This window comes from Ruegeria sp. HKCCA5463, from assembly GCF_013034175.1.
Classification (GTDB): Bacteria; Pseudomonadota; Alphaproteobacteria; order Rhodobacterales; family Rhodobacteraceae; genus Ruegeria.
The window spans coordinates 25,257-36,343 of sequence record NZ_WQFL01000016.1; the positions used below are offsets into that span (position 1 = coordinate 25,257).

General features: G+C 59.5%; 8 protein-coding genes. 4 read left to right on the plus strand and 4 right to left on the minus strand.

Features of this window, described 5'->3' with window-relative positions; translation table 11 throughout:
• Window positions 1-19: 19 nt before the first annotated feature.
• The 4 genes from GOW09_RS21485 to GOW09_RS21500 form a co-directional block, all read right to left on the minus strand.
• Window positions 20-1,018, minus strand: coding sequence for a hypothetical protein (locus GOW09_RS21485; RefSeq protein WP_171120852.1), 999 nt, complete (start codon window positions 1,016-1,018; stop codon window positions 20-22).
• Complete coding sequence (locus tag GOW09_RS21490; RefSeq protein WP_171120855.1) at window positions 1,011-4,724, minus strand: hypothetical protein; 3,714 nt, start codon at window positions 4,722-4,724, stop codon at window positions 1,011-1,013. Before GOW09_RS21490 ends, GOW09_RS21485 begins: the two co-directional genes overlap by 8 nt.
• 177 nt (window positions 4,725-4,901) lie before the next feature.
• Window positions 4,902-5,747, minus strand: a complete 846-nt coding sequence (locus tag GOW09_RS21495) for a Rossmann-like and DUF2520 domain-containing protein (protein ID WP_171120857.1) — start codon at window positions 5,745-5,747, stop codon at window positions 4,902-4,904.
• A 22-nt stretch (window positions 5,748-5,769) separates the two neighbouring features.
• Window positions 5,770-6,399: a response regulator transcription factor gene (locus GOW09_RS21500; RefSeq protein ID WP_224859546.1), complete on the minus strand. Its 630-nt coding sequence runs from the start codon at window positions 6,397-6,399 to the stop codon at window positions 5,770-5,772.
• Between the two features lie 220 nt (window positions 6,400-6,619).
• Between GOW09_RS21500 and GOW09_RS21505 the strand changes: the two genes are divergently transcribed.
• The 4 genes from GOW09_RS21505 to GOW09_RS21520 are packed head-to-tail and all read left to right on the plus strand — an operon-like array spanning window position 6,620 to window position 10,931.
• A complete protein-coding gene (locus GOW09_RS21505) occupies window positions 6,620-7,861 on the plus strand; it encodes an aminotransferase class V-fold PLP-dependent enzyme (protein ID WP_171120859.1) in 1,242 nt (413 codons plus the stop codon).
• Window positions 7,862-7,876: 15 nt separating this feature from the next.
• Entirely contained in the window at window positions 7,877-9,073 is a 1,197-nt protein-coding gene (locus tag GOW09_RS21510; RefSeq protein WP_171120861.1) for a malate--CoA ligase subunit beta, read from the plus strand.
• A complete protein-coding gene (sucD, locus tag GOW09_RS21515) occupies window positions 9,073-9,960 on the plus strand; it encodes a succinate--CoA ligase subunit alpha (protein WP_171120863.1) in 888 nt (295 codons plus the stop codon). Before GOW09_RS21510 ends, sucD begins: the two co-directional genes overlap by 1 nt.
• Window positions 9,960-10,931, plus strand: coding sequence for a D-glycerate dehydrogenase (locus GOW09_RS21520; RefSeq protein WP_171120865.1), 972 nt, complete (start codon window positions 9,960-9,962; stop codon window positions 10,929-10,931). The genes sucD and GOW09_RS21520 overlap by 1 nt, the downstream gene beginning before the upstream one ends.
• Window positions 10,932-11,087: the final 156 nt, after the last annotated feature.

The window sequence follows — 11,087 nt, forward strand, 5'->3', positions numbered from 1 at the left end:
TGCGTTTCAGGCAGCCGTGCTATGGCGCAGCGAACTCGCTTCCTGTCCAGACATTGTCCAGTTGATTGAAGACCGGCGAGGTAATGAGCATTTCAGCGGAATAAAGCAGTTGCAGCTCATCCGCAAACCGCGTGACGCCCGGCACAAGCCCGGTGATGTTGCGCCATTCCGCCCAGGTTCCGGGATTTGACAGACTGGTCGGATTTCCGGGATCAGCGGGCTGGTGCCACCCGGCGGCGTTCAGCAGCGGCGTGAGCGCAAAGCGCGCATCATTGCTGTCGACTTCGGTACAGGCAGTGGTGTCGCACTCCCAACTTGTCCAGTTCGCCGCCGCGATGGTTCCGGCGATCGGAGCGGCGGCGTCGATGACCCGAGCCATAACCTCGAACCCGCCACCAGCCGTCGGACGGCTGAGCGACAAAGGGTCGGTTGCCACGGCGTGCAAAGCCGCTGTTGGCGCCAGGCTGAGTGTACGACCGATCAAAGCCAGCTGCGCAGAGCCGTCTGTTGCGGGTGCAGACCCCGCAGCAGGCAGGACCCTGAAAGGTGTCAAAATCGGAACCGCGCCACCGCGGATTGTGATTTCCTGCACCGCATTGTCAAAGGCCGGAACAAAGTCGCTGCGGATCGTATGGGTCAACGGGAAGCTGGGTTGTTGCGGCCCCGCAGGTCGGGCGCCGTCACGTGTGACAAAGGACAACGGTGGAACGGCACCGGGCTGTGGCAGCGAAATCTGCGGCCCTGCTATGCCCAGAGCGGCCGCGATCATGCGCGCGCGCTGTTCGGCCTCTCCATACTCGCTGAGCAGATTTATGTAGCCGCCGATCTCGGTGATGTTGCGCGGGGCAGGGATGCGGGATGGGGCAATGTCGCCAGCGATGGCCAGCCTGTGGGCTATAACCTCTCGGGCGCGCTGTATCGCCGGAGAATTGGTGGTTTCGAGAATATTGATGATGGCCTCGGCAAGGCTTTCATCGATACCGGGTTCGGCGGTTGCATTCGTGCTGGTGTCACTCATCGTCGTCCTCCGCAGGGGCGCTCAGGCCATTGAGGAAATCCAGAACGGATTGGCTGCCGGCCTTGGTTGCGCTGCCGTCATCCGCATCCGTATTGGCTTTGGTAAAGGCCCCGAAAAGCTTGGCCAGAAGCAACGTGTTGGAGGGATTGGCCAGAGCGGCAGCACCGCCGGGGAAATCCTTGAACAGGTTTTGCGTGAAGGCCGCCCGGTTGCCATCCGGTTGCCCGCCGATCAGCGCAGAAACACCCGAGGCGTTCTTGGCGATATCCTCAAACCCCTTGAGCTTTGCGGCATTGTCGGCAGCTGTCTTTTTCTTCTCGGCGGCTTGCTTTTTGGCTTCTTCCTCTTTGCGGGCCGCGGCGATCTCTTGCCCTTTGCCCGCCAGTTCAGTGGCCTTGCCGACAAGCTCTTTGGTCAGATCCGTCGCCGTGTCTATGGCCTTGTCCCGACCGGCGGCGACCGATTGCGTTTCAAGGGCCAGTTGCGCCTGCAACTCTTTCAGACCTGTCAGATCGGTTCCCGCCCGTGCAAGATCAGGCGCGGCCTTGAGGATCTCGGCCAGTTGCGAACTGGGCACGGCCTGGCCCGTGCCGATGTCGCCCCCTGCGATGGTAAGCGTGTTCGAAGGTTGATTGGCCGGCAGGTCCGATGGCGCACGGGTGCCAAAGATCGCATCGCTGTCCGCGGGCAGGACCGGCGTGTCGCCAACCGGGGGTGGCGTCGGGCTGTCCTGCCAGTTCCAGAAGCGGCGATGGTCGATCATCTCGCAGGAATTGCAGCGGCCCAGAACAGCCTCGCCCAAGAGGCCCCTGGTCGGCAGCGATATCGTGCGGCGCGGTGGCCGGAAGTCTTCGCGGTGGAAGGCCAGCAGGCTGTCCTGAATGTCGCCGGTCCGCATCTCCATTCTGTCGGCCAGATCGGGCGGGATCGAGAAGGGCATGATCATCGCATTGCCGTAGAAGCCCAACACCTTGTTCTGGACCGTGCTGAGCAGCGATATCTCGCTTGAGGCGTCATCCAACCCGCCATCGGGCACGCCGATGGTGAAGCGTTCCAGCAGGATGGCCCGTTCCTCATCCGTCATACTGGCCCAGATCACGCGGGAATAACGAACGGTGTCGGCAACGATATGCTGATACATTTCTTCGATCCGCCGCAGATCACGGCGCGACAGCACATCCGGCACTTCCTGTACGGAATAGGGCAGGGTCGCAGGCAAAGCCTGGAATGTATTGTCGTCAACGATGGTCTGCGCGTCTTCATTCATGCGCGCTTCGAACTCGCTGATCATCGGCGCGCCGACCAAATCGTCGAAATCCGAGCCTGAAATCGTCGTGTGAAGGCTCCGGCTGATGTTGCGCGTGGCGCGATCCAGATCATCCGCATCTTCCAGGTTCGAGATATGTTCCCAAATGTTGAAGATGTTGATCGGGTCCGGGCCGGTATAGAATGAATAGGCAAAAGAGCCCGTCCGCCTGCGCAACTCGACGCGTGCGATGTCGGAACGTTCGACCGAGCGGGGCAACGCCACGGATCCGGTATAAGTCCGCCGGTTGGTTGGATCACGGCGCGCGTCAGCCAGCCGAACCAGCAGGTTTTCGCGTGTCTCGGCAGGCAAGTCATGCAGGTTGTCGATGTCGATCGGCGATCCGGTCAGGGGCACTGGCCCAACGCGATCGCCATCATGCGTGAAGATCACCGCGGATATGTCATCATTGGGCATGAAAGTGCCCTGAGCTTCGAAGCTGACGATGTCCTGCGCGACACCCGGAGCATTCTGCGGTGTCGCGTCCTTGTCCGCGTAAAACTCTTCCAACAGTTTGAGGGCGGTGCGGAATCTGCGACGGTTTCGGAATACGCGGCGGAACACGTCTGCGTGGCGCAGGATCACCTTGTACCGGCTCAGCAATCCGGACCGGCTGACATTGCCCGGCAATTGATCGCCTTGCCCCAAACGGCGAAAGCGGATGAGCTGCATGGGAACGAAGACCACCAATTGTACGCCTTCGATCCGCGTTTCCAGGGAAAAGTCGCGCAGAACTTCGAACCACTGCATCGTCATTGCATGACAGTGGTTGCGGTTGGCCACGAATTTTGTTGTCGCCGTCCGCCGATCACTTGCGGTGGCTGTGCGAACGCTGGTTCGGGCCGAACTTCGCTTGACTGAAGCGGCCCGTTCCAGCGCGGCGGAGAATGTCTCGTGCGTGTCTGACAGAAAATCGCGTGACGTGTTCTGCGTGTTGGACGAACTGCCTGACGAGTTGGAGCTGGAACGCGCGCCGCTGAAACCGACCCCGCCCACTATGGCCCCGATGCCGCCGAACAGACCGCCACCAATGCCACCGGCCCCCCCGAAGCTTTTTGTGAACGCCTTGGTCGAGAAAGAGGATGTTCCCCGGATCACTTCGTCCAGCGCGGTTTCGAATGTACTGTCGAAAGAGGTATCGCGCGCCTCTTCGAATTCCTGTTGTTCCTCAAAGGTTAGGCTTTCGCGTTCGCGCACGGTCAGGGTTTCGCGCTGTTCCGACACGACGATCCGTTGTTCCTCGCCCGGGGCAAGCGGCAGGGAATAGACCAGACGCCCCAACGACATTCCGGCGTGGACGGCGGTTGAACGCATCTTGGCGATATAGCCAAGCGCCAGGCTGGAAGCTTTTGGCACATCCTGCGGGCGCTGTTCCAGGTCTTCGAAAAAATCCTCGATATCAATGGGTTCGTCAATCGGTATCCGATCGCGGAAATCCCAGTCTCCGCCGTCATTATTGAATGCGCTCAACAGTGTTTCGGCAGAAAGATTGGCCTGCGCAAAGGTGCCGCCCGGAATTGTCGTGACAAAGCGATTGCCGCCAACGGGGCGGGTGCGAACGATGTTTTTCGGTCCGACAAGCGGGTCGATTAGCCGATAAAGAACCGAATAACGCCGCCGCGAAACCGTGCCTCCTTCGGTTCGGTATTCCGAAGCGCAATCACCTTCGCCCAGCACGATGGGCGCCTGCGTGCCGGTGAAATCGGATATGTTTTCTTCCGCATCCTCGGGATCCACCGGCAGAATATCGGCAAGCTCACCCAGGATCGAGCGCTGTAAAGGGAGGACGGTGCGATCCAGCACCACAAGTCCCAGTTCGCCATCCAATGCATCAATGCGCGGCACTGCTTCGTTCAGAGTGGTGTTCTGCCCCCGGATCCGCAATCTGAGGCCATTTTGCGGCAGGCGCAGATTGGGCAGATCCAGCGAAAACAGGCCCCGCGCATCCGTTACGGCGGCTTTTACAGCCCAGGAAAAATCCGCGTTGTCGATGCCTTCACTGGCGGTAAAGGTTGGGCGCAGCGCTTCAACGATTACCCGCTCGGCAGGGGTGCCGTCGGGATTGATCAGTTCACCGCGCAGTTTCGGGGCAAGGGTTGGGACGACAGCGCCCAGAAACCCGTCGGTCAGATCCTTGCGTATGGTTTCGAGCTGACGAAGGACTGCACCGGTGGCCTGCACGCGCTGATCGACCAGATCGTTGATCACCTCGGCAGACAGGTCAATGCCTACACCACGGCGCAGCGCCTTGAGCTTCTCGGCTTCGACGCGCCTGAGATCGTCAAGGCTGTCAGCCGTAAAACCGGCCGATCCCGAGAGTTCCGCCGAGATCGTGGGATTTGGTCGAGAGATCGGAAGGGACAGCGTAATGCGCGGGGGCTCACTGCTGGAGTCGGACATGAAGTCACCTCGTAGGAAAGCGCTGCAAGAAACTGAGTGCCGGGAAAATTCAAATCTCGAAAGTTGACCCAACGTAACATGTTTCAGGGATTCGCAAAAGAAACGCCCGGGCCCCCCTTTTCCGCGACGCGTTTCGAACGCAGGATCCAAAATGCCTTTCAGCAATGGATCTGGCGATTACTTCGTGAAACCGGTTGCCTTCAGCTTCTGCGCCAGCAGGCTCATTTGCTTGTAAATTTCACCTGCATCGCGGTGCCACGCCGCTACATCCGCGCCCTGCTGGGCAACGACCTCTGAGTCCCCTCTTGCCGCCGGACCGGTCAGGGCAGATTGTGGGCCAAGTAGGTCGACGTTTTCGACTGTGCTGCTCAACAAACCAGCGTTGAGCTTGCGGGCAGTTTCGTCCGGCACGCCCGCCTCGGCCCACGCTTCGCGGGCGATGGCCTGCAAGACAACGGCGAAGTTGTTCGATATCACAGCGGCTGCATGATACAGGCTTTTGCTTTCAGACCGGATGGGAAAACAGGTGGCTCCCAATCCCTCCAGAAGCGGCTGAATGAACGCTGCGGCGTCTTCGTCGCCTTCCAACCCGCACAATGCCTCTTTGAATTGCGCAGCAGCGGCCTGTGGATCGGCGAAAGACAGGACGGGATGAACGCTGGCCAGAGACCATGAGAGGCTTCGCAACGGCGCCAGTTGCTCGGCAGGAAAATAACCGCTGCAATGGAACGCCACTGAAGGCTTCCCTTTTTTTTCTTGGTTTTCGAACGTCTCTTTCAATTCGTGGGCCACCGCAGAAATTTGCGTGTCGGGCACTGAGAGGATCCACAGATCAGCTGGCCGCAGATCGGCATAGCTTGCGGCAACGCGCCCGGTTTTGGACAATTGGGCGGCTTCATTTGCCGACTGAAAGGATGTGCTCAGAATATCCTGGATACGGCAGCCATCAGTGCCATCCAGAAGGCTGATCAGCGTTTTGCCGACCCGCCCGGCACCGACAACGTTAATTTTGATTTCAGTCATCTGGGCTCTCTGTTATTGTCGTCTAGTCCGCTCCACGGTGGGACGAATAGAAAAACGCAATCGCTTGAGTTCTGTTTTTGACGTTCAGCTTCTCATAGATATTGGACAGGTGAAACTTGACCGTGTTGGTGGATATCTGAAGTTCCTTGGACAGTTCCCGGTTCGACATCCCCTGTGCTAGGGCCTCCAAAATGGCGCGTTCCTTGCGCGACAGGCTTTGAATCGGATCCTGTTTCATCTTCCGGACGTCGATGAACGGAAACACCATCTTGCCTGCTGCCACTTCGGCGCAGGTCTCAAGAAGGCCTTCGACCTCGCCCGAGCGGGCTGCAAATCCAGCTGCGCCCGCCTGCATCGCCAATCGCGGGACATCCCCAGAGGCATCGCCATAGATGACAAAGCGCGGTGCATCGGCCTGATCGCGCAGCACCTCGATCAGTTTGGCGGCACCCAGGGCCGGAAGCGTCCAGTCCACGACGCCGACCTGTACAGGTATCCGCATCACCGTTCCCAGAAACCCTTCCGCCGTTGCCGACGTGGCGACCAGAGAGAATCGGGGATCACGTTCGAAAATTTCCGACATGGCCGAAAGCACCAGCGGGTTGCTGTCCGCAAGCATGATGTCGATGGGTTTGTCCGATGTCTCAACCATATGATTTTGCCCATATTTTACAAAAAACTACCCAAAAGGGCGGGGTGAATTTCGGTATACCGTCGTATTTTTGCCAAAACAGGTAGGTAATTACCCACACTATTAGCCATCCAAAAGCAGTAGTAAGTTACGTTGCGCCATCCGGCAAGCTCGCGTTTTCTGATCGGTATCTTGAACCATCAGGCCGTAATGTCCGGCCAACAGCCGAGGATGTCAGACCATGACCTTTCAGATTTTCCCTCCGCTCGAAATTCCCGAGACCCTTGCCGCAGGGCCGGGGCCGGGGAACACGGATGTGCGTGTCCTGAAAGCCTTCGCCGGCGCAGGTGTCGCCGATCACATGCAAGGCGATGTCCTCAGGGGCATGATCGAATGCAAGCACATGCTGCGGAAAATCTGGGGCACACGGAACGCTTACACCTTCGCTGTCGCGGGTACCGGCTGGAGCGCTCTGGACACTATGTTCTCGGCCATCATGCCCGGCGACAAGGTTGTGGCCTTCACTAACGGCACATTTTCGGGGATCGACGCGCTGACGCTGCGGATCAAGGCGGCAACGCCCGCCGAGCACGCGGTCCGCCCGCTTGACCCACAGGCGGCGAGTGTCACGGTGGTCGAGGTTCCACATGGCCAGCCGGTGACGGCTGAACTGGTTGAAGCCGCTCTGGCCGAACACAAGCCGAAATGGGCCTTCATGGCGCATTGGGAAACCGGATCGGGCAGGGTGAACGATCTACGCGGTTTCTCGGAGGCGTGTGAACGTCATGGCGCCATGGGGCTGATCGATGCGGTCTCGTCACTGGGCGTCGAAGACTTTGCGATCGATGACTATCCGGGTGTGGCAGGCTGGGCATCCTGTCCGCAGAAAGGCCTGTGCTGCCTGCCGCTGACCTATGCCCCTGTCAGCTTTGCCGATGCCTATATCGAGGCTCTGAAATCCACAGGTGCCTATACCTATGTGCACAATCCGATCTTCGAGGCCCGCCACTGGGGCATCGTCGATGGGCAGGACGTGGAAAAGGGCACCTATCACCGGACCCATTCCGGATATGCGGTTGCGGCATTCCACGAGTCATTGCGCCTGACCTTGCAGGAAGGTCTGGCCAAGCGGTCGATGTCTTACCGGACGCATGAAAAGGTTCTTCGGGACGCGGTGACCGAGATGGGGTGCGAGGTCACCTCGGACATGCCCAGCCTGATCGTGCTCAACCTGCCTTCCGCGCTTTCTGGCCGCGAGATGGAACTGGTGCAGAACTGCCGCGCCCGCGGGTTTGGCATCTGGCCCACCTTGAGCGAACCGGTGCAGGTGCGCATCGGCATCCTCAATCAATTGAATCGCGAGGCCGTCAGCCGGATCGTGCGCCTGTTCGCCGAAGCCATTCGTGAGCTGGGCGGAGAGGTCGATCAAGACGCGATCGAAGCTCTGCTGGAAAGCCGTTACGGCACTTCAATAGCTGCTTAAACAGGAGCGCATCAGATGGATATCCACGAATACCAGGCGAAAGAAGTCCTTTCGAAATTCGGTGTCGACGTGCCCGCAGGCGCGCTTGCCTACAGTCCTGAACAGGCGGCCTATCGGGCGCGCGAACTGGGGGGCGACAAATGGATTGTCAAGGCGCAGGTCCATGCAGGCGGGCGCGGCAAGGCTGGAGGGGTCAAGCTCTGCACCAGCGAAAACGAAATCTACAAGGCTTGTGATGATCTCTTCGGTCGCAAACTGGTGACGCATCAGACAGGTCCTGAAGGCAAAGGCATCTATCGTGTCTACGTCGAAGCAGCAGTGCCGATTGACCGGGAAATCTACCTTGGTTTTGTGCTGGATCGCTCCAGCCAGCGGGTAATGATCGTCGCCTCTTCCGAAGGCGGGATGGAGATCGAAGATATCTCGGCCGACCGCCCCGACAGCATTGTCAGGTCCATCGTGGAACCGGCCGTCGGGCTTCAGGAGTTTCAGGCCCGTGAAATCGCCTTCAATCTTGGGGTTGAAGCCAAACTGATCCAGCAAATGGTGCGGACGTTGCAGGGCTGTTATGCCGCCTTCAGCAATCTTGACGCCACGATGGTCGAAATCAATCCGCTGGTCATCACCGGTGATGACCGGGTGCTGGCGCTGGACGCCAAGATGAGCTTTGACGACAACGCCCTGTTCCGCCACCCGCAGATTGCCGAACTGCGCGACAAAAGCCAGGAAGACCCGCGCGAAAGCCGCGCTGCGGATCGCGGGCTGTCTTATGTCGGGCTTGACGGCAACATCGGTTGCATCGTCAACGGGGCCGGTCTGGCGATGGCCACCATGGACACGATCAAGCTGGCAGGCGGCGAGCCTGCAAATTTCCTCGACATCGGCGGTGGCGCGTCGCCTGAACGGGTGGCCAAGGCGTTCCGGCTGGTCCTGTCGGATGACAATGTTCAGGCCATTCTGGTCAACATCTTCGCCGGTATCAACCGCTGCGACTGGGTGGCTGAAGGTGTCGTTCAGGCGTTGAAGGAACTTGACCTCGATATTCCCGTCGTTGTGCGGCTGGCCGGCACGAATGTCGAAGAAGGCCAGAAGATCCTTGCCAAATCCGGACTGCCGATCATTCGCGCCACGACGCTGATGGAGGCGGCAGAACGCGTTGTGGGCGCGTGGAAAAACGACCTTACTCAGGGCACCAAAATGAGGGTTGTGTAATGAGCATTCTTCTCGATCGTGACACGCGTGTCATCGTGCAGGGCATCACTGGGCGCATGGCGCGGTTCCACACCAAGGACATGTTGAACTATGGCACGAACGTGGTGGGTGGCGTCGTGCCCGGCAAGGGGGGCGAAACCGTCGAAGGCGTTCCGGTTTTTGACACCGTCAAACAGGCCGTCGAAGCCACCGGCGCCGATGCCAGCCTGGTCTTCGTGCCGCCCCCGTTTGCGGCGGATTCCATCATGGAGGCCGCCGATGCGGGCATCCGCTATTGCGTCTGCATCACCGACGGCATTCCGGCACAGGACATGATCCGGGTGAAACGGTACATGTATCGCTATCCGAAAGAGAAACGCATGGTTCTGACCGGTCCGAACTGTGCCGGCACCATCTCGCCCGGAAAGGCGTTGTTGGGCATCATGCCGGGGCATATCTATCTTCCCGGAAATGTAGGGATCATCGGCCGTTCGGGGACATTGGGATATGAGGCGGCGGCCCAGTTGAAAGAGCGCGGGATCGGCGTTTCGACCAGTGTCGGAATCGGGGGCGACCCGATCAACGGATCGTCCTTCAAGGACATCCTTCAACGGTTTGAAGACGACGAAGACACGCATGTCATCGCCATGATCGGCGAAATCGGAGGCCCGCAGGAAGCGGAAGCCGCCGAATATATCCGCGACCACATCTCCAAACCCGTGATCGCCTATGTCGCCGGTCTGACCGCTCCGAAAGGCCGCACCATGGGGCACGCGGGGGCGATCATCTCGGCCTTCGGCGAAAGCGCCAGCGAAAAGGTCGAGATCCTGTCCGCCGCAGGTGTCACCGTGGCCGAAAACCCTGCAGTGATCGGTGAGACGATCGCCCGCGTGATGGAGGCTGCGTGATGGTCAAACCTTCGGTTCTGGTTACCCGTCGCTGGCCTGCTGCCGTCGAGGCGCAGCTGGCCGAGAACTACAACACCGTATTGAACACCGGCGACAAACCCATGTCCCCGGCTGAAATCCGGCAAGCGTTGAAATCCTATGACGCCGTGCTGCCCACCGTAACGGACACGCTGAGCGCCGAGGCACTGGATGTGCCGGGTGTGCAGACGAAAATCCTTGCCAATTACGGCGTCGGCTACAGCCATATCTGCGAGCCCTTGGCACGCGAGTTGGGTATGACCGTGACCAACACGCCCGACGTTCTGTCCGAATGCACCGCCGATATCGCCATGACGCTGCTGTTGATGGTGGCGCGTCGGGCGGGTGAGGGCGAACGCGAGTTGCGTGCAGGTCAGTGGACAGGATGGCGGCCCACGCATCTGGTCGGAACCAAGGTCAGCGGCAAGACACTGGGCATCATCGGATATGGCCGCATCGGACAGGAGATGGCCCGCCGTGCGCATCACGGGTTCGGCATGGACGTGCTGGTTTGCAACCGTAGCGCCGTATCGCCCGATGTTCTCGCCGAATGCAACGCAAGACAGGTGGACACCATTGATGACCTGCTGCCGCAATGTGACTTCGTTTCACTGCACTGTCCGGGCGGCGCAGCCAACCGCCATCTGATCAATTCGCGCAGACTTGGCCTGATGAAGCCTGACGCATTTCTGATCAACACCGCACGGGGCGAAGTGATCGATGAATGGGCGCTGATCCAGGCATTGATGTTCGACATGATCGGCGGCGCTGCATTGGATGTATTCGATGGTGAACCGCGTATCAGCCCGGATCTGTTGCAATGCGACAACCTCGTCATGCTGCCGCATCTGGGCAGCGCAACCCGCGAAGCGCGCGAGGCGATGGGGTTTCGGGTTCTGGACAACCTGAGCGATTTCTTCGAAGGCCGCGAACCTCGGGACCGCGTGATCTGAGGCCACCTTCAAACATCACGCAATGGCGTCCAACGCAGCCGTGGCTGCGTTGCGTTCCTCTATAAGGAGATATGACCAGTGAATGCCCTGCACCGTTCAGACGGATTTTTCACCCAGTCCCTTTCTGATCGTGATCCCGAGCTTTTTGGCTCGATC

Bases quoted from the DNA above. Each gene is read 5' to 3' on its own strand.
- sucD (WP_171120863.1), top strand. From the start codon at position 9,073: ATGAGCATTCTTCTCGATCGTGACACGCGTGTCATCGTGCAGGGCATC.
- GOW09_RS21490 (WP_171120855.1), bottom strand. From the start codon at position 4,724: ATGTCCGACTCCAGCAGTGAGCCCCCGCGCATTACGCTGTCCCTTCCG.
- GOW09_RS21510 (WP_171120861.1), top strand. From the start codon at position 7,877: ATGGATATCCACGAATACCAGGCGAAAGAAGTCCTTTCGAAATTCGGT.
- GOW09_RS21520 (WP_171120865.1), top strand. From the start codon at position 9,960: ATGGTCAAACCTTCGGTTCTGGTTACCCGTCGCTGGCCTGCTGCCGTC.
- GOW09_RS21485 (WP_171120852.1), bottom strand. From the start codon at position 1,018: ATGAGTGACACCAGCACGAATGCAACCGCCGAACCCGGTATCGATGAA.
- GOW09_RS21500 (WP_224859546.1), bottom strand. From the start codon at position 6,399: ATGGTTGAGACATCGGACAAACCCATCGACATCATGCTTGCGGACAGC.
- GOW09_RS21495 (WP_171120857.1), bottom strand. From the start codon at position 5,747: ATGACTGAAATCAAAATTAACGTTGTCGGTGCCGGGCGGGTCGGCAAA.
- GOW09_RS21505 (WP_171120859.1), top strand. From the start codon at position 6,620: ATGACCTTTCAGATTTTCCCTCCGCTCGAAATTCCCGAGACCCTTGCC.